Raw genomic sequence first — 26,877 nt, 5'->3', positions numbered from 1 at the left:
CGACTTGCATGTATTAGGCACGCCGCCAGCGTTCATCCTGAGCCAGGATCAAACTCTCCATAAAAATTATGATGTTTGATTAGCTCATAAATACTAAATAATGTTTGTAACTTATAGTTACGTTTTTTGGAATTAACGTTGACATATTGTCATTCAGTTTTCAATGTTCATTAATGTTCAATCTCTTTTATTCTACTTCATTTGTTTCTTGAAGTCAATAACTTTTTGAACGATTACTTTATTTATTCTATATTGTTTTTATAGTTATTTCAATGGTAAGTTTTACACTTTTGAAATTCTTCTTTAAAAACAACTGCGTCGTTTTTGACGACTTTATCATATTATCAACTTTGGAATTTAAAGTCAATAACTTTTTTAAAACTTTTTGTGTTCACAACCCGCTTCTTTTTCAACGCGTTTATTGCTTAACACAAGAACTTATTTTACCAGCATTCCAAAACAAATCAACATAAAAACGTACAAAATAAAAGTAATTTTGTACGTTTAGCATATATTATACCTATTTATTTGTAGCAGCTATAACTTTTTGTGCAATCGAGCTATAAATTTTACCTAGATGATCATCTGATTGATATATTGACGGTGCAAAATCTTTTGGATTCCAAGATGGTTGCTCTAAAGGTAATTCCCCAAGTAATTGAGTATTAAGTTCATCAGCTAACTTAGTACCGCCACCTTTGCCAAAGACATATTCTTTATTACCCGTCTCTTTACTTTCAAAATAACTCATGTTTTCAATTACGCCAAGAATAGAATGATCCGTATGTTTTGCCATCGCACCTGCGCGAGCTGCAACAAATGCTGCTGTAGGATGAGGTGTCGTTACAATAATTTCCTTACTTGAAGGTAACATCGTATGAACATCTAAAGCTACATCTCCTGTTCCAGGTGGAAGATCGAGTATTAAATATTCAATGTCTCCCCATTTAACTTCTGTAAAGAAATTCGTCAACATTTTACCTAACATTGGCCCTCTCCATATAACTGGCGCATTTTCTTCCACAAAAAAGGCCATTGATATAACTTTAACGCCATGACGTTCAACTGGAATTACTTCCTTCCCTTTAATTCCAGGCTTTTCATCAATACCCATCATATCTGGTACACTAAATCCATATATATCGGCATCTACTAATCCGACTTTTTTCCCTTCACGAGCTAAGGCAACGGCTAAATTTACTGCAACAGTAGATTTACCGACACCACCTTTACCGGAGGCTATTGCAATAAATTCGACTGGATTATTTTGAGATAATAGGCCTTCTATCGTTTTAGGTTTATTTTCTTCTTTTGGTTTAAATTGATTTACTTTTTCTTCCGGCAATGTTTCAAATCGTATACCGACCGTTTTCGCACCGTTTTCTTTTAATGCATTAACAACAGCCATCTGTAAATCTAATTGCGGTGCACCACCTAATTGTGCCATTGCTAATTTAACACTCACATGTTCTTTTTCTTCCTTAATAGAAACTTCAACAATACCTTCTGTTTCTTTTAAAGGCACATCTATAATAGGATCTTTAATTTCTCCTACCAATTCTTTCACTTGATCTACCGTTAACAAAGCAAATCCCCCTTAATCATTTTAAGACATCTACATCATAGCAAATAACAATTTTTGCTTAGTCTATCACTAAAAGTATAAAACTTTTTATTAAATAAAAAAAGCAGTTAGCCTATTATTTTAAATAGACCAACTACTATAATTATTTTAAAATTTCCTTCTATTACTTTCTATTTCTTTAGGTTCTCTTATAAAAAGTGCTATCACATAAGCTGCCATAACAAGCACAGCTACAAAAGCAAATGAGATATCCACCCCTATAGCAATGGATTGCTGTTTAATTTCAGTTGCAGTTAAATGCGATGGCGATGTAGATAAAAATATTTTTGCACCAAAACTCATTAATGTAACCATTAAAGCTGTGCCTAGTGAACCAGCCATTACACGACCAAAGTTCATAATAGCCGTGCCATGTGAGATTTCTTCATTTCTCAAAGAATTAATTCCTGTAGTATTTATCGGCATCATGAGTAAAGAAACTGAAAACATTCTAATTGCATATACGACTATTAAATACGTATAAGATGTGTCTGTATGCAAGAAACACAACATAATTGTAGTAATTGTTAAAATTGTAAAACCAGTATAAATCAATGGTCTAGGACCATACTTATCATAAAATTTACCTGTAAAAACTGACATAATACCATTTATTATTGCACCAGGCATGATAACAAGTCCTGATAACAAGGCAGATAAAGATAAACTGTTTTGAACATATAGCGGTATAAGCAGCGCAGGTCCAACCATTGACATCATTATAATCATTGAACTAATCGTACATAATGCAAATGTTCTATTTTTAAAAACCCTTAAATTTAAAAGTGCATTAGTAATATTAAATTGTCTACGTATAAATAAATAGATAATAACCATACTTATTATCAACGCACCTATTACTATTGGACTTGTAAATCCTAAATCTCCTGCACTACTAAATGCGTATAGCATTAACCCGAATCCAATAGTTGAATACATTACTGAGCGCTTATCTAATTTCGTATATTTCACTTCATTGTAACTTGAGATTGAAACTAAGCCGAAAACAAAGGCAACTAAAGCAATTCCTACAATTATAATAAATGGTACTCGCCAACTCGCTTGATCAATAATTAATCCTGTAACTGTAGGGCCTATTGCTGGTGCAAATTGAATTACTAAACCTGCTAGTCCCATTGCAAAACCTCGATGTTCTTTACTGAACAATGTAAATAACGTAAATTGCATTAAGGGCATAAGTACGCCTGCACCCATCGCTTGAATTACACGTGCTAACATTAAAACTCCAAAATTCGGAGCTAAGGCTGCAACAATAGAACCTAATAAAAATGTCCCCATCGCCGCTAAGTATAAAGGTCTAGTTTTAATTCTATCCATTAGATATGCCGTCAGAGGTATCATGACGCCATTAACAAGCATAAACCCAGTAACTAGCCATTGCGATGTACTTTCATTAATATTTAATTCTCTCATTATACTAGGTAACGCTGTATTTAATAATGTTTGATTTAAAATAGCTACAAACGCACTAATCAACATAACAGCAACTATGAAGTTTCGTCTCCGGGTTGTTAATTCAACTTTAGCCATCATAATTCCTCCTTTTTAAAACAGATATACACTTGTCCCTTCAATACATATAGCCATGAACATAATGGGAGTAGTACTCAAATGATAAAGTAGCACTACATATTAAATCATTATTGGTTCTTACACATTAGGCACAGCTAATGTGTACTTAAAAAACTAACAATATAACATTGTAGGGCCTAATAATTTATTTTATGTCTCAGACTCATACAATGGTTATTTAACTTATTTACCACAAATTGAGCACTAAGACTCACTATTATCGATTCTTCTATTGAACAAAAAGAAGTTGGAACACATATGTGCCCTCAACTTCAGATATCTATTTTCTATTATTTAAATTTTTACTTTCAGGGTAAAATTGAAGCTTACAAACATATAAGAACCCTATAATAACCATGATGACCCAAAAATCGATATTGATATAAACATAATTTAAATGAATGATGAAATAAAATAACGTTGTTGCAACTGTGTAAGAAATCAAATGAAAAGTCGCGCCTCTAAAATATGCATTTTCAGGCAACATTTTTCTAAAATAATCCATTAAATGCTCGACTGCAAATATGATGAAGTACCCAAAGATTATATAACTGCCATAATATAATAGGTTATCGTACATACTTCTATTATATGTAAAGTCACCTAACCTAAAATAAATAAGTATTCTACTTAATCCATATAAACCAAACCCTAGAAATGTTAAAAAAATCGCACCAGAAAGTACAAAAATAAAGAGAACAATCATTGTAGTTAACAAGTTATAAAACTTATGTTTAAGATAATTCACAATCATTGGCCTCCTTATTAATAAAATATTGAACGATTTATCTAGTATCTAGGGAATTTATTATTTCTTACTTTAATTACACTACATCAATTTTAATCATAATTCTATTCTTTTGATTGAGATGACTGTTCTTTAAAAAATACGACCCATAAAACAATAAGCCCAATGCTAATTACAGCAACAGCACTTAACACATTGTGTAAGTTTGGACCAAAGATTCCTGATTGTATCGCATAAAGATATCCCATTATTGTTGAACCTATTGATGCCCCAAGATTTTTAGTTAATCCATAAAATGACATCATTTTCTTCATTTGTAATGGGCTAGTTTCCTCTTGGACAATTACACTATCTTTCGTATAAATATATCCAAAACTTAATCCTGCCAAAATTAACACAAATGCTATAAGTACCGGCAATTTAATACCAAATGAAATGATAATACTACTTACTAGTAGCAATGTAAATGATAGTAAGTAAATAACTTTCCTTGATAGTTTTGCTTCAATTCGATGTAAATTAAAATTCAATGTAATCCAAGCTACAGATAAAGGAAAAATAACCAATCCACTTTGCAATGGAGATAATCCTAGTTGTTCTTGAAGGTAGACTGGAATATATAAATTGAATCCCATTAAACAAATAGCTGTTAGAAGGTCAGTTATAAAAACTAAAGTAATCGAACGATTAAATTCCACCACAGGTAAAAATGGTGAAGAAACATGTTTTTCTACTTTAAATAAACACATTGCCACAACGATAGCTAAGATAAAACTCAAGAAATTTAAAAGTAATAGCTGTTGGTTTAATAAAGCAAACATAATCAATCCAATAAATACATAAAATAGCGTGAGCCCTTTAGTATCAAATTTTGATTTAGCAACTGTTTCTTCCTCTGGAAAATGAAATGTCCATATAACTAATATAATGGCAATGATCGCAATCGGTATATTTATGTAGAATAACCAATGCCATGTTGCAAATTCTAATATACCACCACCTAGAAGTGGCCCAATGATACTCGAAATACCCCAAACACTGCCAACTATGCCCATAATTTTATATCGTAACGGAATTTCAAATGCTAACTTTGGAACAATTTGCGATAATGACATCAATACACCTGATCCAAAACCTTGTATCACGCGTGATATAATTAGCATAGTAAAATTAGTACTTAAACCACACATAAAACTACCTATACTAAATAAAAGTAATCCTGCAATTGCCACATAAATAATTTTAAATCTCGAAAGTAATTCGCCCACTATAGGATTGGCAATTACTAATGCGATAAAATACGCTGTGAAAATTAATGAAATTAAATTTCCTGCATTTAAATCTTGTTTAATTGTAGGTAATGCAAGCGAAATAATAGATGATTCAATCGCTGACATAAACATAATTAATATTAAAGCTATAACAGTTATGATTGACTTTAATCGCATGAAATACCTCCTTCTATATATATTTATTTATAAGATTTCATTTACTAATAATTGGTTTTCATATGTATAAACACTTTTGACTTTCAAATCTTAACGATAATTCTATTACAATACAATCCCCTATTAGAATGATTTATGTAATAAAAAAAGCGGAGTTTCCCCCAGCTTTTCTAAACGACTACATAAAATATAAGATTGCAATTAAATGCAATAGTGATGCTATTACAATAAAAATATGCCAAATCATATGAAAATATGGTCTATTCTTTTGTGCATAAAACCACGCACCAATTGTATAAGACACACCACCTAAGAAAATGAATAATATGAATATCCATGATGTGCGAATAAAAATAATTGGTAACAAGATAATACCTACCCAGCCCATCACTAAATAGACAATTAAGCTTAACTTTTGGTTAACTTTGACAGCTATGGATTTATATAAAATCCCCCAAAGTGTCGTTCCCCATAATAAAATAAATACTGTCCAACCTATCCAACCACCTACAACTGTTAACAAAATAGGCGTATATGTACCAGAAATTGCTACGTAAATCATACTGTGATCGATAATCCTTAAAATATATTTATGAGGTGTTTCATTTTGCATAGAATGATAAATAGTAGATGAAATAAACATCATAAAGATAGAAATAACATAAATAGACATACTCACAGACGCAAGCGTACCATGTGCAATATAACTGTGCACAGCCGCATAGGGTAACACTAATAATGTTAACAAAGCTGCAACACCATGAGATGCCGCATTACCAATTTCTTCTCCAAATGATAAAGGGATGATATCCTTAAATGTTTCTACGATTGTGTCATTACTTTTTTTAGTTGATTTGGACATCATAGTCACCGCCTATCATTAAATTAAACCCATTCTACGTAAATCTTCTGTTGCAGTTGCAACACTATCTTTACCTTCTTTATTTTTAAGAGGTGAAAATTCTTCTTCTCTAGGAACTTGTAACGTGACAAAACTAGTTCCATAAGTAAATATGTCAAAATAGAACAATTCGAATTTTAAAGTTGGTTGTTCAATAACACCAAAGTTCTCATCTAATTGTTTCAAATCCTTAATAGCTAAATGATAAGGTAACTCACGATTTACAGCGTTTAAAATAAAACCAAGTTTAAATGCATGAATACCGATATTAGCATTGTTAAATTGATTTGCAACTTCTGGATCTAATTCTGAATACTCCAGTACTGTATCTTTACAATCGACATTAACTAAACGTCCAACACTTTCTCCTGGTTTTGGTTGAATCGTTTTAGAAGTAATATCGTAATCATGTTCTACCGTAAATCCTGCAAATAGTGGATCCAACACTTTTACTAAAACATTGTCGATATTATTCAAGAAAATATACTTAACGCCATTATTAGACATTTCTTCTAAGTATCCTGCCTTGTCTAAAGATTTAAACACGCCACCATTACCATTCGGCGTTTCCATAATACGACCCTGTTGATTTAAAATTAACTTCCCTTCTTCACTAAGCGCCACAATATTATCTTGTTTAAAGAAATGGATTGCTTCTTGATCATATCCAAAATAACTATGTGCTTCGAAATAAGCTAAAGTTTCTTCATGATTGATATCACTTGTCATAATATACCATTGAATCGTATGTCCAGATTGATGATTCAATGTTTTTAATTGGTTAGCTTGAAGTTCAAATAAACTTACACCTTCAATTTCAAACGAACCTTTAGGGCCCTTGTAACCAAGTCTTGTTCCTTGACCACCTGCCATCAAAAGTACTGCAAATTGTCCTTCTTTAATAGCTTGAAGTCCTTGTTCCTCTAAACGCTTAATCTCATCATCACTCATTTGTGATTTAATATCATATTTCACTTCAGAAACTGCAGATACATCATCTATTGTTTTCTTATTGATGTATAAATCGTTATATAATTTGGCAATAAAATCTAAATCTAATGACGCTACCTTCTCTTCAAGTGCTTCTTTTTCATTGTTACTCATTATTTTTTCATATTCACACAAATGATCTTGTTTATATTTAGCTAATTGATTTTTATCTAGCATTTTATGCCTCCTGCTGAGTTTGTAACCTTTAATAATTTATTTTCTATAAAAACTTAGTATTCCAGTTGCTTATTATATCATTGATGAAAGGCTGAAATAAAACATAAACTGTTCCGACCATTAACGCAGTAGCTAAAGATAAGTCTACAAGTCCACCTGTTTTAAATTGGATCGGTGTCTTCACATTAAACGGTAACGGATAAAATAATTTCACGCCTTTTGGTGTTATCATATCTAGTATAACATGTGACACTAACCCAATTATAATTGCTGCCATACAATAATTAGGCGTCTGAATAATTTGCAATAAAAATGCTATGATTGCGATAAATAATATTGAATGCGTAAAGGTTCGATGTCCAAAGATCAATCTCACAAAAAAACTAATTACCTTAAACCTTCTGCCAATCTTACTTTGAGTGTGACATATATCGGGTAATAAGCTAGCTAGAGTTGCTAGAATGATAACCGTAACCGACGAAAAAATATCCGTTTGAAAATATTGTGTTGTTAGCGCTCCAACGAGCATGCCGCATGAAGCATGTGTTTTACCTGTCATATTTGTTCTCCTTTAATACTCACATTTTACCATATCCCTAACAAAAACACGAACATATTTTCGGGTTAAAATTCATTAGTATGACACAATTTAAAAAAGTATCACATAACTCTTGAAAACGATTACAAAATCGTTTATGATGTATTTACAAAATATTTAAAGGATGTGTTTGAATAATGGCAATGACAGTAAAGAAAGATAATAATGAAGTGCGTATTCAATGGAGAGTTGCTGATATCAAAATTCCTACAAGTGAAATTAAAAATATTACACAAGACCAAGATATTCATGCAGTTCCTAAATTAGACAGCAAAGATGTATCTAGAATCGGCTCAACGTTTGGTAAAACGAATCGCGTTATTATCGATACTGAAGACCACGAATACATTATTTATACTCAAAATGATCAAAAAGTTTACAATGAATTAACTAAATAAATTGTATAAAAAAATCATTCATGGTGAGGGCTTCATGAATGATTTTTTTAATTGATTCAACACCCAGCATAAACAAATACAAAAGGACAACTGTTCTCATAATTTTAACAGTTGTCCTTTTTCACATATATTTATAACAAAAGATGTGCCATCAAAGAAATAATTGGTAGTGTAATGATTGTTCTAATCAAGAAAATCATAAACAATTTGCCGATGCTTACAGGAATCTTCGAACCAAGTATGACGCCACCTACTTCAGACAAGTATATTAACTGCGATATACTAAGTGCCCCAATAACAAAACGAGTTATATCATTTTGTACACCTTCAATTAATATAGAAGGTAAAAACATATCGGCAAAACCGATAATAATCGTTTGAGAAGCCTGTGCCGCTTCAGGTATTTGCATTAACTCTAAAAATGGAACAAAAGGTTTACCCAATATGACAAAAAAGGGCGTGTAGTTCGCAATAATGGTAGCAATAGTACCAATACTCATCACTACAGGCAAAATAACAAACCACATATCAATGACTGTTTTTAATCCTGACTTAAAAAAGTCAATAACGCCCGGTGCTTTAATACCAACTTCTGTTGCAGTATCAAAGCCATGTCTCAATGCCGTCTTTCCTTCTGGCAATGCCTCAGTACGCGCACTTTCAGGTACCTCCTTAGCATACTCATCAGGAATTTTATTTAAAGGCCAAATTCTTGGCATAATGACTGCTGCAACGAGGCAGGATACTATCACTGATAAATAGAAAGCAAAAAATTGATTTTGCATGTGCACTGTTTCAGCAACTACAATTGCAAAGGTGATAGAAACTACACTAAATGTCGTTGAAATAACTGTTGCCTCACGACGAGAATAATATCCTTCACCATATTGTCTACTTGTAATTAAGACCCCAACAGTTCCGTCTCCAATAAATGATGCTAAATTATCTACCGTCGAACGTCCTGGCAATGTAAATAAAGGTCTCATAACCGGTCTAAAAATAGGACCCAACATCTCTAACAAACCGTATTCCATTAATAGCGGTAAAAATAGAGCTGCAAATAAGAATACTGCCACTAATGTTGGCAATAAACTTGAGAACAATAATCCACCCGTTTCATCTGAGTAAATAACCTTTGAACCAATTCGTAAAAATGTCATCCATGCAAAAACAACTGCTAATATTCGTAAAATTAACCAACCAATTCTAACGTTAAAAGCATTGTTCATTAGCCCGTCAGGTTTCAATTTATCTTTTAAAATAGTTGAACAAATCAGAGTTATGATACCCGATAAAGTAATTATCGTCACAATTAAAAATGGCATTACGCCACCTAATACATCTTTAAGCACGCCTGCTAAAAATGCCACGGGCAACGTTGTTTGCTTCTGTCCATCTTGTTCGACTGGAATTGGTACTAAAAATAATAAGATACCAATTAAAGACATCGTAATAAACTTAAGTCTCCCAATAACTATCTCTTTCCTTGAAAAGCTATCCATAAAATCAATCCATTTCTCTATGTATTCGTTTTAAGTATATACAGAATTCTATTCAGTTAACAAACATATTCCTTATCATTCTATCTTTTAAAATGTTTATGTATGCAAAATAATGAATAATTACAGTTATTAAATATACGCTATTTCTTGTAATTTTTCAAGATGAATTCAAAAAAGGTTAAGTACAATTACTGATTTCGTACTTAACCTTTTTTAAACTCTAATCATATGTTAGTTATTTCATTCTTCGTAATAATATTAAGAAGTATGGTGCACCGATAATTGCAATGATAACCCCTACAGGAATATCCAGTGGCGGATGAATGCCACGGGCTAAACCATCTCCAAATGTTAACAATATAGCACCAATTAACCCCGACATGATAATAACGTGTAATGTTTTATTTCCTATTAATTGTCTCGCAATATGAGGTGCAATTAATCCTAAAAAGCTAATACCACCGACAACTGAAATTGCGGATCCTGCTAATATTACTGCTAAAATTAGCAATAGCATTTTAATAGTTTTAACTTTTAAACCGAGTGCGGTTGCAACAGCATCACCTAGATTCAATACATCTAATTGATAACTCAATAAAATGATGATTGGTATCGTTATTAAAAACCAAGGTAATATAGTATAAATATTCGACATATCATGTCCATATAGACTACCTGTCAACCAAACAAGCGCTTTGTTTGCTTCCAGTGGATTTCTGATTAATAAGAACTGCACAATCGCCATACATATTGCGCCTATTGCTAAACCAATTAAAGCAAGCTTTGAACCTTTAACATCATATTTTGAAATTAAAAATGATAAAAATAAACTTACTGCAAAGGCACCTAAGAATGAACCTATAGGTAATACAAACAATGGTGCTGTTGGAAAGGTCATAATAATAATCACAGCAGCTAAACTGGCACCTTTAGAAATACCTATAACATCAGGTGAGGCTAACGGGTTTCTTATTACAGCTTGTATAATTGCACCTGAAATAGCCAAGCTACTGCCGATAATAATACCAAGTAATGTTCTAGGTATACGATACTCATTTAAAATAAAATCATCTTGTGTAAAGATTCCCTTAATAGCATCAATCGGATGAATCATGACAGACCCTACACATAAACTTATGAATATACTCACAATTAAAAGGATTGTGATTAAACTATAACGACGTATAATTTTCGTTGTCATCATATTCTTTTCACCCCTTTAATCGTTATAAATAAGAAGTAAAGTGCACCTACGAATGATGTAACAATCCCTACTGGTGATTCATAAGGATATGTAATTAAACGACTTAATACATCTGATAGTAGTAACAAATCTGCACCTATAATAAATGTTAATGGAATCATGACTAAATAATTCTTACTCACATAGCGTTTGACTATATGCGGTACGATTAAGCCAACAAATCCAATTGGTCCTGCCACTGACACCGACATACCTGTAAGAATAATGACTAATAGTCCAATGATAATTCTAACTTTATTTATATTTTGACCTAATCCCTTAGCAATGTCATCGCCTAGTTCCATTATCGTTAGTTGACGTCCAATAAAAATCGTTACAATTAAAGCACCAATAAGCCATGGTAGAATGGTTAAAATTTCATCCCACTTCATACTGGATAATGAACCGACAAGCCAAAACATCACTTGTTCGTTTGAATTCTCATTCAAAATAATAATACCTTCGGTCATACTACTAAAAAACAAATGGATGGCCATACCAGCCAATGCTAATTTAATGGGTGTCATACCTTTCGTAGCACCTGAAAGTGTATAAACAGTTAAACCACCTATAAATGCACCTATCACACCTAAATATAATGCATAATATTCTAATGATGGAATGATAATCGTCACAAATACAATGAAAAAAGATGCACCAGAACTGACACCAAAAATTTTAGGTGATGCTAGCGGATTGCGTGTCATTGCTTGCATTAACAAACCAGATACCGCTAATGCACCGCCAATAAATAACCCTGCAATCATCCTTGGCATACGTACATTATGCAATAAAAACGTTGCTTTCGTATCTGTATGACCAGTAACATAGTGAACGATATCGCTAAAATTAATTTTCGAAGAACCAATCGCCATATTTAAATATATACAAATAAAAAGAAAGCACAAACTCACTATATACGTGAGTGTTGTGCGTCTTTTTCTTTTATGATCAATGGCAGATTGGCTACTTATTTCTTTTATAGCCATTTACTTCCACCTTACTTTTGTTCTTTTTTTGATAATTCAACAAGTTCTTTAGCCATTTCTTCAGAAGAAATTAAGCCACGAGATCTTGCCCAAACATCACGGTCAACAATATCCACGCGATTATTTTTAACTGCATTCAATTTTTTCCATGTTGCATCTTCTTGTAATTTCTTGAATTCAGCAGAATCTTTTTTAGCGTGATCAGTCATAATGATCATACGCTCTGGATTTAAATCAGCTAAATGTTCAGTGTCTAATTGTAAGTAAGGTCCTTTCAAATATTTACTTAAACCTTTTGTTACATCGTCACTTAATGCATTTTTAAATCCTAGTTCGTTTAAAAATTGTCCAACATATGAATAGTTTGGATGTGCTAATAAACCAGCTTTAGCAACTACTGCTGGAAGCACTTTTTGATTTCTATCAAATTTAATTTCATCTTTATACTTATTGATTAATTTATCATGCTCAGCAAGACGTTTTTCGCCTTCTTTTTCTTTATTTAAAGCTTTAGCAATTGTTTTGAACGAATTAATGTTTTGTTTGTAGTCTCCATCAAAACTCTTTAATGATAATGTTGGTGCAATTTTGTTTAATTCTTTATTAATACCTTTATGTCTACTGCTATCAGCGATAATTAAATCCGGTTTTAATTTACTAATTTCTTCTAAGTTTGGCTGTTTACGTGTACCTACAGAAGTATAATCCCCAATTTTTTCTCTAACTGGTTTAATGATACGTTTTTTCTTACCATCATCAGCAATACCAACTGGTTTAACGTCTAATGCTGCTAATGCATCTGCAAATGAGTACTCTAATACAACGATACGTTTTGCATCTTTAGGTACTTTTACTGTACCATTTTCATCTTTTACCGAAATAGTATCTTTAGTTGATGATTCTTTTTTACTTGAATTATCCGTATTACCACAAGCTGCAACTAAAAGTAAGGCAACTATTAATCCCAATATACTAAAAGTTTTTAGACCTCTCATCGTTCCACTCCTTAATATGTATAACTTCATTTATTATTTTATTGATAACAATTATCATTGTCAAGTAGTGTTCAATCTTTTTTATATTACTAAAATGTATGACTATATATTTTCTCTAATAATTATGACTACAATTAGCACATTTCCTTAGACAAAATACTGATAATGTATCATTGCTATATCATCTTTGCATTAATACAATTGACACCATTTAGCATGACCGTTATCCCTGTAATTCAGCTGATATTATCTGTTGCAATTTTATGTGACGAACTGTTGCACTTAATTTGATAAATCAACAAATACAAAAAATCTAAGTTGAACAATTATGATACAACCGTGTAAACGATATGTAGTATAACTTGTCAACTTAGACTTATTGATAAATATATTAATATTGGTTTACCATAGCAGGAGATTTCACATCAAAATTTTGAAGTAGCGTATCAATCTTTGAATCATCAATATATACCTTATGTAAATTTTTCATATACATCGAATGAGAAAGTGCTTCATAATTTAATGAAAAAGATATATGATCTCCAACTTGATAGTGTCCTTGACCATTTAAATCAAGCATTAAATGATCACTCGAAGCGCCTAAAATATTGATATGCTGATCCATAGGTGAAATATTATCGACTTTTGTATCTAAATAACCAATATCTACAATAGCTTGTAAGAATGATTCATGCGTTTGTGTATTAACTCGAGGTTTAATTTCTAAAATCTCAGCCTCCAATGTAATCGCATCTTGATAAAGCATAGCGATCGCTTGATTTGTCGTTGTATCAACACCTCTAAACAACGTTTCACCTATTCGCAATTCATTTATTTTACCCAAATCATTATATAAAAGTTGTGGTAACATGCTCGAATTACCACCTGAAATAATTTTCAATCGATATCCTATTTCTCTTTCAACAGCTGAGACGAATCGATTAATCATAAAGATATCATCATCACTTGGCGCATCAGATTTAAAACACATAAAATTGAATGCTAAACCTACAAAATGGATATTTTTCAAGTGAATAATCTCTTTAATATAATCTAAAACATCATAAGTCAGAACACCTTCACGGCCATCTTTCCAATCTACCATTAATAAAATCTTATGTTTTTTTCCTAAAACTTCTGCTACTTCATTTATTTGATGTATGGTAGATAATTCTGTTTGGATACTCATATCAACTTTTTCTATCATATCTGAAATCTCTTTTTTGGCAGGCGTACGCAATAACGTATATGTTAAATCCTGATCTGCAATACTAATTATGTTATCCAATCTGGATTCTGCAACATGATTGATACCTAACGCTTTTAAGCTTTCTACAATTGTACGATCACCAGCTATGCACTTAATTACTGGTGTGAATTGCATATTTTTACTTTGAAAAACTGTTTGAAGTACTTTGGCGTTATATTTAATCTTCGATATATTTATGTTAACGTGTGCCATGTAGTACTACACCTCTTTTTTTATCGGATTATCTAACTCAATATTTAAATATTGCTTTACTTTATTTTCCATTCTCATATTTAACAACGCTTTGACAGTAATTGTTGGTCCAAACAAAATATCTTTTAACTCATTTGCATGTGGTAGCCTTGGGTTAATGGCATGCGCTACTACTTGCTGTACTATGTTAAATAATTCGGTTTCTTCAACACAATCATACTGATTAAAATGATGGATTAATTCTGCCATTTGATTTTGAATAACAGCATGTTGGAATTTTGCAATCACTGCATCTATAGAATCAGCTATTAAACTATCATTTGTAATTTTAATATCTGATACACGATGTTGTAATGTTTCTAAATCAATTCTAGAACCACCTAAATCTCTCACTAAAAATTGAATGTCAAAATGTGGCCCCAAGTTCACTACTGTATTTTGCATGTGTGCTTCTAAAGCAATTCCATAATTTTGAATAAAAGCAATTAAAGGCGGGATTAATGCTTGAGCGTATCGTTCAATAAATGTCGTAATACTTTCTTTAGTAATTCCTTGATTTAACCACTCTAAGTAACTATCCACGATAACTTTTTGATCTATTGGATTTTTATTAACTAGACTTGCACTAACTACTGTTGCACCTTTTCCATCAATTTCAGGCTTTTGTCTTATAATACAAGCAAGCTGACGTGCCCTATCTTTATCAACATTTGCATATTCACCGAACGGTTCCATAGCAACTTTAAATCCTGGATATTGATTCAACATGTTTTGTAAGGCATAACTTAACTTTGGTCCATCTACAGTAGTCACAGTTGAGACTGTTCTAACGGCACTTGTTGCTTGTGCATCGACGGGCAACTTAACATGGTATGGTTTATCAATTAAAGACATCGTCCTAAATGATAAAGTTGCTTTTGAAAGTATTGTAAACGGCGTTGGAATTAATATTTTTTTAGCAATCCATGCTTCAAAATATTTCCCTATCGTATGATCATATTGCCAAGGATGTACTAAAATCGCTCTATAGTCTTCACTTTTCAAACCTAAACTCTTTAAAAACACACGAATCTGATTGTAGTATTCGGGAATTATTTCATCAATAATAAATTGATCATTACCATCCATAGCTGTGCACACAACATGGTCTTTTTCAATCATCATAATTTGCAAAGGGATTTCTTTTTCAAACTCAGGTGCATATGCTCGTACTTCTTCCATAGTTAAGGGCAATTTCGTTTTGGTTAAAGGGTGTGTTGGATGCCCCTCTGGTACCAAACTCTCAGAATAAGTTAAATCATCTGTCTTATCACTATCTTTTACATGTTGTAACCATGAAAAAAAGTTAATATCTTGTGGTAACCTTGAAAATTTAAAACTTTGACTTATTAACGTTTGTCTGTGAGACATTTGCTTATATGTTTCAACTAAACTATCTCGACTGTGTATTAACTCTTCGCGTAGTCGCTCTGAAATAGGGATATCAAAGTCATGATTCAACACATCTAATAAACCTTCTAAAGTTATAATTAATGACGTTTCACCTTTATTTAAATAAGTAATATCACCTGTAAACTCATAGCGTTCTAATGCACTTTTTCTAACAACTTCAATAGTCAACACATGCATATGATACTGAATTTCAATTAAAGATCCTTTTTGCGAAATAAATGTTTGCTCGGGGTAAATACGTTCTTTAATAATGGCGTTAATTACACGATATTGAATATTTCTATCTGCCTTTGCCCATTCAAGATATACCATGATTACTTTCCTCCAACTTTAACTTCAACTTTCTATTTATAAAATAGAATACCATTGTAATGCATATAGTACTTATTCCCATTATTGAAAAAGTTCTAACAATGCCAAACACATCTGCACATATACTCATTAATAGACTTCCCAATGGAATCATACCTCTATCCATCATAATAATACTCAGTACTTTACCACGTTCATAATCTTTAACATTATTTTGAAAATAAACGCGATTTGTCGTACGTGCCCATTGACTAAATAACCCAATCAATGTAATACAAATGAACATGATGACAATATTGTGAAATACCACACCTAACAAAGCAATGCCAAATAAAAATGAACTTAAATAATACATATTTACCATACCAATATATTTAAGTACTTTAGGTAAAACTAGCGTTGCAATAATACCACCAATGGCACACATCGTCATAGCGATACCAAATATTTCAGATTTCCCCGGAAATACTTTGTTTGTCAAAACTGGTAAAAGTGTCGTATATGAAAAACCTGTCGCCATAATCAATAATGATGTTATAAATATTTGTCGACCTTCCATATGTAATTTGAAGTAATCTATAATAACTTTTAACGGCATGTATCTTGATGCATCTTCAGGTATTTTAGTTACTTTAAAATGTAATGGTAAGCATAATAAAACTGCGATAAAATAACAAATTGCCTGTGCAAGAAATGTTGTTGGCGCATGATAAACTGCTAATATGACACCAGCAATGGCAGGCCCTATTGAACGACAAATATTAATGATGAATGAATGAAATGATACAGCTTGTGTAGTAGATATTTTATCTGATAAATCTGGTAAGATTGCTTGTCTTAAAGGTGTTTCAACCGCACTTAAAATCCCTCTTAATGTCGCATATATAATAATGACGCTAATTGGAATTGCAGTGAAACTATACGTGAGCACACATAAAATTGCAGTTACTAAAAATGATGATGAAATTGTAATTCTCAGCAATCGCCCTTTATCATATTTATCGGCAATTGCCCCTGCCCACACACTTAGTAATAATATTGGTACAAGTCTGCAAAAATTGACAATCCCCAGATAAACTGCGTTATGATAAGTGGTAAGTACAAACCAATTTAGCCCTATTTGTCCAATCCAATTACCTAGAAATAGTAGAAAAGAACTGCTAAAAAAATATTTTGTCATAAAACTTACACCCGCATTCTGTTGATAATAAGAATCATTATCATTAATATGGATTATACAAATCTATCTTGCTTTTGTAAAATATTTCATAGAGGTGAATTATGAACTTGAACTTAATTTTTAAAGAACAGACATTAAAATTTAACAAAGAAGAACAAGAAACATATTTATTTTTACAACAACATAATAGCGATTGGGCTAATATTTTTAAAGAGATGATTTTACAAGGAAGAGATAAAGTCACTCAGAGATTGGTCACATCAATGCATCGCGAAAACTTAGTTAAAGCGCGCACTCAAAGTAAGAAAATATTGAGTCGTGATTTGATTATGTTAGATATCTCAACGACTCATATACTAGAAATCCAGTTCCCACAAGCTAAGCAAACATTATATGCTCCTATCACTGGAGAACACGCCTTTGATCGAATTGATGTTGAAGGCCCTTTCTACATTAAAGATGACATTACAAATACGATTACACGAGTACACCATCCAAATGAAATTCTTGAGTGTATTTTAATTGAAGCACCAGATTTAAAAAATGCTGCTAGTGATCAATTTCAGCAAGATTTAATAAACAGTGCAACTAATATGACATTTGCAATTAGCTATCAAGCACTGTCAATGCAACATGATTCTGCACCTTTATTTAATATTATCGAAAATAGCGAAGATAGTTACTTGCGTTCAGAGCAAGCCGTTATTGAAGGTCATCCGCTACATCCTGGGGCTAAATTACGTAAAGGTTTAAATGCATTACAAACATTCCTATATTCTTCAGAATTCAATCAACCTATTAAGTTGAAAATAGTACTGATTCACAGTAAATTAAGCCGTACTATGTCACTGTCTAAAGATTATGATACAACTGTTCATCAACTATTTCCGGACTTAATTAAACAATTAGAAAATGAATTTACGCCAAAGTTTAACTTTAATGATTATCACATTATGATTGTTCATCCATGGCAATTAGATGACGTATTACATTCTGATTATCAAGCAGAAGTAGATAAAGAATTAATCATTGAAGCAAAACATACGTTGGATTATTATGCTGGTTTATCTTTCAGAACATTAGTTCCTAAATACCCAGCTATGTCGCCACACATCAAATTGTCGACAAACGTTCATATTACAGGTGAGATTCGTACATTATCAGAACAAACGACGCACAATGGTCCACTAATGACACGTATTTTAAATGATATTTTGGAGAAAGATGTCATATTTAAGTCCTATGCATCAACAATTATTGATGAAGTTGCTGGTATTCATTTTTATAATGTGCAAGACGAAGCAGACTATCAAACTGAACGAAGTGAACAATTAGGTACATTATTTAGAAAAAACATATACCAAATGATTCCACAAGAAGTCACACCAATGATTCCTTCAAGCTTAGTTGCAACCTACCCATTTAACAATGAATCACCTATCGTGACATTGATTAAACGTTATCAATTAGCTGCATCATTGTCTGATTTTGAATCATCGGCGAAATCGTGGATTGAAACTTATAGTAAAGCATTGCTTGGTCTCGTAATCCCACTAGTTACTAAATATGGCATTGCATTAGAGGCTCACTTGCAAAATGCTATTGCAACATTTCGGAAAGATGGTCTATTGGACACGATGTATATTAGAGACTTTGAAGGTTTAAGAATTGATAAAGCACAACTAAATGAAATGGGATACAGTACATCTCATTTCCATGAAAAATCAAGAATTCTTACTGATTCAAAAACGTCTGTGTTTAACAAAGCCTTTTATTCTACCGTTCAAAACCATTTAGGCGAATTAATTCTTACAATCTCTAAAGCATCAAATGATTCAAACTTAGAAAGACATATGTGGTATATCGTTCGTGATGTACTAGATAACATTTTTGATCAACTTGTACTTTCGACACACAAATCTAATCAAGTAAATGAGAATCGCATAAATGAAATTAAAGATACCATGTTCGCGCCATTTATAGATTATAAGTGTGTTACAACAATGCGTCTTGAAGATGAGGCACATCATTATACTTATATTAAAGTTAATAACCCTTTGTATCGAGAAAATAATTAAAATTATAGAATTTTATTAATCGTGAGCTCAAGGATTACATTAACTTATTAAATACAATCTATACAAATGAGAGAATAATACATTTTCCATATTCAAATTATTAAAAATCACAAAAAAGCTCGGCACTTAAATTGAGTGCCGAGCTTTTTTATCGAATAACTTATTGTAAACCTTGTCTTTCTTGGTTATTGTTTTCGTTATTTTTTTCGTGTTTTTGTTTCCACTCTTTTTGAGTCATTACATCGTCAACTTGCATGTTAACTTCAACTACATCTAAACCAGTAATATATTTAACTTGTTCTTTAACTAATTCAGTTACTTTACGGAAGATTTTTGGTGCTGATTCACCATATTCTAAGATTACTTTTAAGTCTACAGCAGCTTGTTTTTCACCAACTTCAACAGATACACCTTGAGTAACATTGTTGCCACTTGAGAATGCATTAGTGAATGTATCAGTTAAGCCACCTTTCATATCTAAGATACCTTTAACTTCACGTGCAGCGATACCAGCAATTTTTTCAACAACTTCATCAGAGAATGTTAATTTGTTTTTGAATTGAGGCTCCTGATTTTGTTCTTGTTGTTTTTGACGCTCTTCTCTTTCTTTTTCGTTAACACCAGTTTGATTGTCGTATGCTTGTTTTGCTTTATTGTTATCTACAGTCATAATAGATTCTCCTTTTACTTGTTAATTTTTATATTTTTTTAATTAAATTCTAAATTGATGAATTAACTCCATCGATTTAAAAAATTCATAAAATCTTGCTTACGGTCTTTCATATACCCAATACCTACACCAATTAAACATAAAACGATGATAAGTACTGTTTTCCAAAAACCTAACGTTAAGAATAATATCGCGATTAATAGAAACGCTAGGAAACCAACGATTCTCCATTTAAATACTTTTAAAAAATTAATCACTTGTTGTGTAGAGTCTTGTCCGTTTTGGTTATGATTGTTAGCCATGATATACCTCCCTTACAACACTCGTGGACCAGAAGTTTTCTGATCTCTCACATTAACTTCTAACTTACGTACTGGCATTTCTGTGAAATATTCTACATTCTTTTTAATATCCGAACGAATTGCTTCAGTTAAAGATTGAACTTGAACATTATTTGGTACGAAAAAGTCAGTTTTAATGTCGATATAAGATTTATTTTTTTTGTTATATAGTTTCGCAACTACATTTGGTTGTCTTACTTGATCATATTTTGCAACCGTATCGAATGCCGTCTTTTCAACAGCTTTACGAGATACGTAAACATGACCATCATCGAAGTCTTTGTATAATCCAGGTTTTCGATGCGTAGGTTTGAAGATACTAAATACTAATATAAGACCTATTAATATCAATAGTGCAGCAAGTGAAATAAGTAATGGTTGGAACCATTCAAATTGAAGGAAGTAGTCTTGATATTCAGTTATACGTCCATCTTGGATATACATGAATAACAGGAACCCCACGATTACTACTATTAATAAGCCAAGGATAAAGTTTTTAAGTCGTTTCACCCCTAACGACACCTCCTTAGTTAAAGTTAATTTAAAAACATATTAAATATGTACCCATCAGTTTTTTTCTTAAACATAATAAATTAATAACTTTAAATTTATTTTTAATATATAAGATGAAGTACCATTTAGTAATATATTCCCTAGTTTTTGTAAATAAAACCTCATTATTAATTAATTTTCATCAATATGTTTTGAAGAACGATATTCTAAAATATCTGGGTCACGATGTTTAATTAAAACCTTATTACTATTTCTCGGTTTCTCCTCACTCAAAGATTTTAAAAGCGACCATATCATCGCTATAATGACCACGGAAAATGGTAACGCAGCAATGATTAATAAATTTTGTATCGCTTGCGTACCACCTGTGTAAATCATAATAATTGCAAATAATGCCATAATGATACCCCAACTCACTTTGACAAATGACTTCGGATTAATATCACCTCTTGAACTCAACATACCTAAAACATAAGTTGCCGAATCCGCTGATGTAACAAAGAAAATCATAATAACAAGTAAAGTAATTAAGCTTAATACAAAACCTAGTGGGTAATGTTGTAGCGTTGCAAAAGTTGCTGTTTCTGTCGCTGCTTTAGCAATATCGGCAATATGATTATCTTGTAAGTAAATTGCTGACGCGCCGAATACCGCAAAGAATATAAAGCAAACTAATGCCGGGACAAAAAGTACACCTAGAATAAATTCTTTAATCGTACGTCCTTTTGACACACGTGCAATAAATATACCTACAAATGGTGCCCAAGATATCCACCATGCCCAGTAAAAGATTGTCCAATTTTGTAACCATTGGAATTTTTGACCGCCTGACGGAATGCGTAAACTCATACTAAAGAAATTTGCAATATAATTACCTAGACCATTCGTAAATGTATTTAAAATGTATAGCGTTGGCCCAACAATAAAAAGACCAATAAGTACTACAAAAGCAAGTAACATGTTGATATTACTCAACGTTTTGATACCTTTATCTATACCTGACCATGCTGACCAAGTAAATAATATGGTTGCAATGACAATCAAGATTACTTGCATCGTGAAATTACTCGGTACATTAAATAAAAAATGTAAACCTTCGTTTATTTGCAATGCACCGAAACCTAATGTTGCAGCAACGCCTGTTACTGTAGCTATGACTGCCAATACATCAATGGCACCACCTAAAGGTCCACGCATTGCCTTTTCACCTAATAAAGGCGTCAATGTAGCGCTGACTAAGCCAGGATATCCTTTATGAAAGCTAAAATATGCAAACACAAGCGCGACAATACCATAGACTGCCCATGCATGAATCCCCCAATGGAAAAATGAAAACTGCATTGCATCATTAATTGCAGATTGCGTGCCAGCTTTATGAATAGGCGTTAATTTGAAGGCATGACTGATTGGTTCTGCCGTTGTCCAGAACACAAGTCCTATTCCCATACCAGCACTAAATAACATAGCAAACCAAGACGGCAATGAGAATTCAGGATCTTCGCCTTCTTCACCTAATGTAATGTTTGCGTATCTCGAAAATAAAATATAAACACAGACAAATAAAATAACTAAAACGAGCAATAAATAATACCAAGAAAAATGTAGCGCAATAAATGTAGTAATGTTTTGCGTGAGTTTTTCTAACTGTTTCGGAAATATTGCTCCAAAAGCAACAAATATCGTACATATCACTAAAGATACCCAAAACACTAGACTTACTGATTTATTTTTCATAAATACAAACCCTTTCTGTGTAATGGTAAGTTCATACCCATAACTGCAACATTTTAATCATTTATAATTTTATATAGACACAATTAATAATGCCTCATCTTTTAAAAATGATATATAAAACACACTCAAATTATTTATCATTGAGCAACAAAGTATTTTATTGTATTTAAGTAATGCCTTTCTAATGCATTATTGAATTGATACCTGCAAAGTTGCCATATTTCCATTTAGAATCAATAGTCGCTAGACACAAAAAATAAGTCGCCCTATACAGTATTTTCTGCATAAGGCGACTTTACTTACTAAACTATATATTAATTACTAATTTTCCAATCATTGATTGTTTTTCCAACAATTGATGTGCTTGATATAAGTTTTCAGGTGATAAACCTTCAAAAACTTGTGTCGTTGTTGGTTGGTAATGCCCTGATTCTATATTTTTCGTAATATCTTCTAAATACTCATGTTGTTTAATCATATCAGGCGTTCGATGAATTGGACGCGCAAACATAAATTCATGTGTAAATGTTATACTTTTTAATTTTAGTGCATTTAAATCTTGATCTTCATTAAAAGCTACGATAGTTGTAATATGCCCTAATGGTTTTATCAGTTCAATCATAGTATTGTAATACAAGTCTGTATTATAGGTGCAAAATATATAATCTACTAATGGAATTTCTTTTTCTTTAAATTGACGCACTAAATCCTCTTTATGATTCAATACGATATCTGCGCCCATCTTTTCACACCACTCTGTTGTTTCTTGTCGTGATGCTGTTGTAATGACAGTTAAACCATACCGTTTAGCAATTTGAGTGGCTATACTGCCTACACCACCGGCACCATTAATGATTAAGACAGACTTCCCTTCGTTTTCAGCAGGATTATGTGAAATTTTAAATGTATCAAAAAACGTTTCATATGCCGTAATACCAGTTAGCGGTAGACTAACCGCTTCATTAGCACTTATGTTGTGTGGTGCTTTTGCAACTATAGCTTCTGACACCAATTGATATGTCGCATTTGATCCTTGTCTATTTGGCGATCCAGCATAAAATACAACGTCACCCGGACTAAATAATGTAACGTCTGGTCCGATAGCTTCAACAGTACCAATAGCATCAAACCCAAGTACACGAGGTGCTTGAGTGACTTTCATTTGACGTTGTTTTGTATCTACAGGATTTACACTAATACTATTTACTTTGACTAAGATATCATCGTTTTCTGGCGTTGGCTTTCTTTGTTCGTATACTTTAAATAAATTTCCTTCTTCCAATTTAAAGGGCTTTTCAAATCCTATCATTTTCATATCGTTTCACCTCATTTATGAACTTATTTCTTATTATACAAAATAGAAGCCATGTGTGCTTATACCGCAGCATCATGACTCCTTTTTCATTTGAATATATAAATAATTACAGACGACTTTCGTATTACATTTTAGACTTATTTCTACCATGTTACTGAACAAATTTGCTTTAGATAAGAAAGTTATTAAATTTTGATCAATTAACAAAGTTAGTTTGTTAAAACGTATACTTTATTATTCCGTTACTTTAATAACTTGTTTACCAAAGTTATCGCCAGTAAATAAATTTTTAAATGCATGTGGCGCATTTTCAAAACCATCTTCAATGGTTACTTGTGACTGAATTTTACCTTCTTGAACCCATGTTGCGAGCTGTTCACTAGCTTCTTTAAAAGCATTAGCGAATTCACTTACTAAGAAGCCTCTCATCATTACTTGCTTCTTAATAAGCGTACCTTGAATACGTGGTCCGATATCTGCTTCAGGATGATTATATGACGAAATTGCGCCGCATACTGGTACACGTGCAAAACGATTTAAATGCTTAAATACTTCATCGCCAACTGTACCACCAACATTTTCAAAATAAACATCAATACCATCTGGTACTGCTTGTGCTAACGCTTCTGCAAAATCCTCTTTCTTATAATCAATACCAGCGTCAAAGCCCAGTGTCTCTGTTAAATAATTTACTTTTTTGTCGCCACCCGCAATACCTACAACACGGCAACCTTTAATCTTAGCAATTTGACCTACAACTGAACCTACAGCACCAGATGCAGCTGAAACCACAACAGTATCACCGGCTTTAGGTTGTCCAATATCAAGCAGACCATGATATGCTGTTTGTCCTGGCATTCCTAAAACACTTAAATATAAATCAAGTGGTACATCTGTCGTTGGAACTTTAGTAATTTGATCCGCTTGGACATGATTAATGATTCGCCAAGGCAACATACCTACAACGACATCTCCTTTTTTATAATCTGCGAGTGTCGAATCAATTACTTTTGCAACGACATGGCTAACAATCGGTTTACCAATTTCAAAAGGCTGTACATACGAATCTGCCTTAGTCATACGTCCTCTCATATATGGATCCACTGAAATATACAGCGTTTGTACAAGTACGCCATCGCTCTCAAGTTTAGGCGTGTCAGTCTCTTCAATTTTGAATGTATCCTCTTGAGGCATGCCTTCTGGTATTTTGTTAAAAAGAATTTGTTTATTTTGCATCATTAATCACCTTTCTTTATTTGAAACTTTTACTTATTTGTTACTTAAGCGTTAAGTTTGAATTGTGTCTTCGTGATGTCTGTATGCAAATACATTCTTAGTTGTTATATTTTGACTTAAGCACTGATTCATTCATGTAACTTCAACCACATTATATTTGCTATAATCATAAATTTAAAATGTTACGACTTAGACATTTTATGGAAACTCTCAAACAATAGATAATTTTTGAAAAGCTCTAATATTACAAGCTTTTTTGCCCCCGAAAAACTAGCAGTTGCTTTATTTTTTCCATAAGAAGTCGATTAACTCATTAGCAACATTTTCATTCTCATGAAGCTGACTATGTTGTGCAGGCTCACCTTCATATTTAGATTCTCGATAACTTTTCGGACTATTTCCCAGTAAATATTTTAATGATTTCGAAGAACTATTAGACACTCTGCCGTCTGAATGTGTACCATCTTTCAAATCTCCATAAATATTTAGCACTTCGATACCTTTACCTTTATAAATATCTTTTAGCACGCGTAATTGCTGATAAGGTTGATTCATTCGACTTGGTTTACCATCTTTATCAACTGTAATTTCATTGACATCTTCATTCATATTTAAAACACCATTAAATGTCCCTGCAATATTCACTTGTTTGTTTAACTGTGGCAGTGACTTGTCGTTACCATATGTCATCATATATTGTGCAAATGTTAAGTTCCCCATTGAGTGACCGACAAAGTTGAATTTATCGAAATTGTATTCAGATTGTAACTTAGTCAGTACATTTTTAAACCACGCAGCATTCTTATCCAAATAGCCTTGTCTGTTATTTTCAAGTTCAATTTTCACAATAGGATTCACTGCATCTTTTCTTAGTTTCCCTTTAAATGTCACTGCACCATCCTTTGAAACGTAAGCAGTGATGATATCTTTAGTTACCCCTCTTTTTTCTGCTTGCTTCACCATAAACTTTTCAGAATTGGCACTACCACCAAATCCATGTAAGAACAATGTTGGAATTGGCTTTTTAACAAATTGCTGTTGTTGTATTTTAAATGTTTGTGCCTGTCGTTGACTAAACACCACCGTAATAATAGAGCCTATAATAATAGCGACCGCTAACAATGTCGTAATAATTACAAAAATTTTCTTCACACTTTTAACTCCCATTCATGTCTTTTATATAAGTATAAAGGATGTGATTAAAAATGTCCTTTAGTTGATTTTGAATACATCATTAACTTTTAAGATGACTTTGGAAAGTTGTCCGTTAACATTTGTTAATTGATTGCTTCTTTAGCTTTCAATGGTGTGTCACCCATTGATTAATATATAAATATGTATATGCATGTTTAATTTATCTCTTTTTATAAATAAAGAC

Annotated in this window: 24 protein-coding genes, 1 rRNA gene and 1 pseudogene; 3 read left to right on the top strand and 23 right to left on the bottom strand. The window is 32.2% G+C overall.

Annotation, left to right across the window (positions count from 1 at the left end; translation table 11 throughout):
* The 9 genes and pseudogenes from IDG63_RS07000 to IDG63_RS06960 all read right to left on the bottom strand — a co-directional run.
* Positions 1-64 (bottom strand): 16S ribosomal RNA (locus tag IDG63_RS07000); the annotation flags it as partial.
* A gap of 183 nt (positions 65-247) precedes the next feature.
* Positions 248-432: pseudogene (locus tag IDG63_RS06995) on the bottom strand (hypothetical protein).
* A gap of 88 nt (positions 433-520) precedes the next feature.
* A complete protein-coding gene (locus IDG63_RS06990; RefSeq protein WP_000958529.1) occupies positions 521-1,585 on the bottom strand; it encodes an Mrp/NBP35 family ATP-binding protein in 1,065 nt (354 codons plus the stop codon).
* 147 nt (positions 1,586-1,732) lie between these two features.
* Complete coding sequence (gene lmrS, locus IDG63_RS06985) at positions 1,733-3,175, bottom strand: multidrug efflux MFS transporter LmrS (RefSeq protein WP_001141006.1); 1,443 nt, start codon at positions 3,173-3,175, stop codon at positions 1,733-1,735.
* 322 nt (positions 3,176-3,497) lie between these two features.
* Positions 3,498-3,971, bottom strand: a complete 474-nt coding sequence (sepA, locus tag IDG63_RS06980; protein WP_000636857.1) for a multidrug efflux transporter SepA — start codon at positions 3,969-3,971, stop codon at positions 3,498-3,500.
* Between the two features lie 98 nt (positions 3,972-4,069).
* Complete coding sequence (gene sdrM, locus IDG63_RS06975) at positions 4,070-5,413, bottom strand: multidrug efflux MFS transporter SdrM (protein ID WP_001237506.1); 1,344 nt, start codon at positions 5,411-5,413, stop codon at positions 4,070-4,072.
* A gap of 178 nt (positions 5,414-5,591) precedes the next feature.
* A complete protein-coding gene (gene trhA, locus IDG63_RS06970) occupies positions 5,592-6,275 on the bottom strand; it encodes a PAQR family membrane homeostasis protein TrhA (protein ID WP_000047255.1) in 684 nt (227 codons plus the stop codon).
* 18 nt (positions 6,276-6,293) lie between these two features.
* Entirely contained in the window at positions 6,294-7,481 is a 1,188-nt protein-coding gene (locus IDG63_RS06965; RefSeq protein WP_000884733.1) for a UTP--glucose-1-phosphate uridylyltransferase, read from the bottom strand.
* A gap of 43 nt (positions 7,482-7,524) precedes the next feature.
* On the bottom strand, positions 7,525-8,040 hold the full coding sequence (locus IDG63_RS06960) for a metal-dependent hydrolase (protein ID WP_000147092.1): 516 nt from the start codon (positions 8,038-8,040) through the stop codon (positions 7,525-7,527).
* Between the two features lie 176 nt (positions 8,041-8,216).
* On the opposite strand from IDG63_RS06960, the gene IDG63_RS06955 reads away from it, so the two are divergent.
* On the top strand, positions 8,217-8,477 hold the full coding sequence (locus IDG63_RS06955; protein ID WP_001251935.1) for a SunI/YnzG family protein: 261 nt from the start codon (positions 8,217-8,219) through the stop codon (positions 8,475-8,477).
* Positions 8,478-8,608: 131 nt separating this feature from the next.
* Here the strand turns inward: IDG63_RS06955 and IDG63_RS06950 are convergent, their stop codons facing one another.
* From IDG63_RS06950 to IDG63_RS06935, 4 genes are all read right to left on the bottom strand, one after another.
* Positions 8,609-9,979, bottom strand: coding sequence for a YjiH family protein (locus IDG63_RS06950; RefSeq protein ID WP_001549577.1), 1,371 nt, complete (start codon positions 9,977-9,979; stop codon positions 8,609-8,611).
* A gap of 235 nt (positions 9,980-10,214) precedes the next feature.
* Positions 10,215-11,183, bottom strand: a complete 969-nt coding sequence (locus tag IDG63_RS06945; RefSeq protein ID WP_000989089.1) for a FecCD family ABC transporter permease — start codon at positions 11,181-11,183, stop codon at positions 10,215-10,217.
* Positions 11,180-12,211, bottom strand: coding sequence for a FecCD family ABC transporter permease (locus IDG63_RS06940; protein WP_000974914.1), 1,032 nt, complete (start codon positions 12,209-12,211; stop codon positions 11,180-11,182). Before IDG63_RS06940 ends, IDG63_RS06945 begins: the two co-directional genes overlap by 4 nt.
* An 11-nt stretch (positions 12,212-12,222) precedes the next feature.
* Positions 12,223-13,206 carry an ABC transporter substrate-binding protein gene (locus IDG63_RS06935; protein WP_001214661.1) on the bottom strand — a complete coding sequence of 328 codons (984 nt, stop codon included), beginning with the start codon at positions 13,204-13,206 and terminating at the stop codon, positions 12,223-12,225.
* 165 nt (positions 13,207-13,371) lie between these two features.
* Between IDG63_RS06935 and IDG63_RS06930 the strand changes: the two genes are divergently transcribed.
* Positions 13,372-13,497, top strand: coding sequence for a hypothetical protein (locus IDG63_RS06930; protein ID WP_001789076.1), 126 nt, complete (start codon positions 13,372-13,374; stop codon positions 13,495-13,497).
* A 100-nt stretch (positions 13,498-13,597) separates the two neighbouring features.
* Here IDG63_RS06930 and sfaC read toward each other — a convergent pair whose 3' ends face one another.
* The 3 genes from sfaC to sfaA are packed head-to-tail and all read right to left on the bottom strand — an operon-like array spanning position 13,598 to position 17,612.
* On the bottom strand, positions 13,598-14,668 hold the full coding sequence (gene sfaC / locus IDG63_RS06925) for a staphyloferrin A biosynthesis protein SfaC (RefSeq protein WP_000951637.1): 1,071 nt from the start codon (positions 14,666-14,668) through the stop codon (positions 13,598-13,600).
* 6 nt (positions 14,669-14,674) lie between these two features.
* Positions 14,675-16,432: a staphyloferrin A synthetase SfaB gene (sfaB, locus tag IDG63_RS06920; RefSeq protein WP_000262639.1), complete on the bottom strand. Its 1,758-nt coding sequence runs from the start codon at positions 16,430-16,432 to the stop codon at positions 14,675-14,677.
* Complete coding sequence (gene sfaA / locus IDG63_RS06915; RefSeq protein WP_000170403.1) at positions 16,419-17,612, bottom strand: staphyloferrin A export MFS transporter; 1,194 nt, start codon at positions 17,610-17,612, stop codon at positions 16,419-16,421. The genes sfaB and sfaA overlap by 14 nt, the downstream gene beginning before the upstream one ends.
* A gap of 101 nt (positions 17,613-17,713) precedes the next feature.
* Here sfaA and sfaD point away from each other — a divergent pair, with 101 nt between their 5' ends.
* Positions 17,714-19,690: a D-ornithine--citrate ligase SfaD gene (sfaD, locus tag IDG63_RS06910; protein WP_001052569.1), complete on the top strand. Its 1,977-nt coding sequence runs from the start codon at positions 17,714-17,716 to the stop codon at positions 19,688-19,690.
* A gap of 160 nt (positions 19,691-19,850) precedes the next feature.
* Here the strand turns inward: sfaD and IDG63_RS06905 are convergent, their stop codons facing one another.
* The 7 genes from IDG63_RS06905 to IDG63_RS06875 all read right to left on the bottom strand — a co-directional run bounded on the left by IDG63_RS06905 (position 19,851) and on the right by IDG63_RS06875 (position 26,651).
* Positions 19,851-20,360 carry an Asp23/Gls24 family envelope stress response protein gene (locus tag IDG63_RS06905; RefSeq protein ID WP_000215236.1) on the bottom strand — a complete coding sequence of 170 codons (510 nt, stop codon included), beginning with the start codon at positions 20,358-20,360 and terminating at the stop codon, positions 19,851-19,853.
* A gap of 62 nt (positions 20,361-20,422) precedes the next feature.
* On the bottom strand, positions 20,423-20,662 hold the full coding sequence (locus IDG63_RS06900; RefSeq protein ID WP_000002683.1) for a DUF2273 domain-containing protein: 240 nt from the start codon (positions 20,660-20,662) through the stop codon (positions 20,423-20,425).
* Between the two features lie 12 nt (positions 20,663-20,674).
* Entirely contained in the window at positions 20,675-21,211 is a 537-nt protein-coding gene (gene amaP / locus IDG63_RS06895) for an alkaline shock response membrane anchor protein AmaP (protein WP_000825819.1), read from the bottom strand.
* A gap of 174 nt (positions 21,212-21,385) precedes the next feature.
* Complete coding sequence (locus tag IDG63_RS06890; protein ID WP_000792342.1) at positions 21,386-22,948, bottom strand: BCCT family transporter; 1,563 nt, start codon at positions 22,946-22,948, stop codon at positions 21,386-21,388.
* A gap of 307 nt (positions 22,949-23,255) precedes the next feature.
* Positions 23,256-24,263, bottom strand: a complete 1,008-nt coding sequence (locus IDG63_RS06885; RefSeq protein WP_000781950.1) for a zinc-binding alcohol dehydrogenase family protein — start codon at positions 24,261-24,263, stop codon at positions 23,256-23,258.
* 234 nt (positions 24,264-24,497) lie between these two features.
* Positions 24,498-25,499, bottom strand: coding sequence for an NADP-dependent oxidoreductase (locus IDG63_RS06880; protein ID WP_001180227.1), 1,002 nt, complete (start codon positions 25,497-25,499; stop codon positions 24,498-24,500).
* Positions 25,500-25,781: 282 nt separating this feature from the next.
* On the bottom strand, positions 25,782-26,651 hold the full coding sequence (locus IDG63_RS06875; RefSeq protein WP_000719329.1) for an alpha/beta hydrolase: 870 nt from the start codon (positions 26,649-26,651) through the stop codon (positions 25,782-25,784).
* Positions 26,652-26,877: the final 226 nt, after the last annotated feature.

Source organism: Staphylococcus sp. EG-SA-14 (assembly GCF_017151935.1).
Taxonomy (GTDB): Bacteria; Bacillota; Bacilli; order Staphylococcales; family Staphylococcaceae; genus Staphylococcus; species Staphylococcus aureus.
Note: the sequence above shows the minus strand (reverse complement) of the source record. Positions and strands in the feature narration are given on the sequence as shown.

Coding starts and splice junctions, on each gene's coding strand:
- IDG63_RS06880 (WP_001180227.1), bottom strand. CDS start 25,499: ATGCAAAATAAACAAATTCTTTTTAACAAAATACCAGAAGGCATGCCT.
- sfaD (WP_001052569.1), top strand. CDS start 17,714: ATGAACTTGAACTTAATTTTTAAAGAACAGACATTAAAATTTAACAAA.
- lmrS (WP_001141006.1), bottom strand. CDS start 3,175: ATGGCTAAAGTTGAATTAACAACCCGGAGACGAAACTTCATAGTTGCT.
- IDG63_RS06960 (WP_000147092.1), bottom strand. CDS start 8,040: ATGACAGGTAAAACACATGCTTCATGCGGCATGCTCGTTGGAGCGCTA.
- IDG63_RS06905 (WP_000215236.1), bottom strand. CDS start 20,360: ATGACTGTAGATAACAATAAAGCAAAACAAGCATACGACAATCAAACT.
- IDG63_RS06890 (WP_000792342.1), bottom strand. CDS start 22,948: ATGAAAAATAAATCAGTAAGTCTAGTGTTTTGGGTATCTTTAGTGATA.
- IDG63_RS06955 (WP_001251935.1), top strand. CDS start 8,217: ATGGCAATGACAGTAAAGAAAGATAATAATGAAGTGCGTATTCAATGG.
- IDG63_RS06930 (WP_001789076.1), top strand. CDS start 13,372: ATGTATCATTGCTATATCATCTTTGCATTAATACAATTGACACCATTT.
- IDG63_RS06965 (WP_000884733.1), bottom strand. CDS start 7,481: ATGCTAGATAAAAATCAATTAGCTAAATATAAACAAGATCATTTGTGT.
- IDG63_RS06945 (WP_000989089.1), bottom strand. CDS start 11,183: ATGATGACAACGAAAATTATACGTCGTTATAGTTTAATCACAATCCTT.
- IDG63_RS06885 (WP_000781950.1), bottom strand. CDS start 24,263: ATGAAAATGATAGGATTTGAAAAGCCCTTTAAATTGGAAGAAGGAAAT.
- IDG63_RS06950 (WP_001549577.1), bottom strand. CDS start 9,979: ATGGATAGCTTTTCAAGGAAAGAGATAGTTATTGGGAGACTTAAGTTT.
- trhA (WP_000047255.1), bottom strand. CDS start 6,275: ATGTCCAAATCAACTAAAAAAAGTAATGACACAATCGTAGAAACATTT.
- IDG63_RS06900 (WP_000002683.1), bottom strand. CDS start 20,662: ATGGCTAACAATCATAACCAAAACGGACAAGACTCTACACAACAAGTG.
- sepA (WP_000636857.1), bottom strand. CDS start 3,971: ATGATTGTGAATTATCTTAAACATAAGTTTTATAACTTGTTAACTACA.
- sdrM (WP_001237506.1), bottom strand. CDS start 5,413: ATGCGATTAAAGTCAATCATAACTGTTATAGCTTTAATATTAATTATG.
- sfaA (WP_000170403.1), bottom strand. CDS start 17,612: ATGACAAAATATTTTTTTAGCAGTTCTTTTCTACTATTTCTAGGTAAT.
- sfaC (WP_000951637.1), bottom strand. CDS start 14,668: ATGGCACACGTTAACATAAATATATCGAAGATTAAATATAACGCCAAA.
- sfaB (WP_000262639.1), bottom strand. CDS start 16,432: ATGGTATATCTTGAATGGGCAAAGGCAGATAGAAATATTCAATATCGT.
- IDG63_RS06935 (WP_001214661.1), bottom strand. CDS start 13,206: ATGAGAGGTCTAAAAACTTTTAGTATATTGGGATTAATAGTTGCCTTA.
- IDG63_RS06940 (WP_000974914.1), bottom strand. CDS start 12,211: ATGGCTATAAAAGAAATAAGTAGCCAATCTGCCATTGATCATAAAAGA.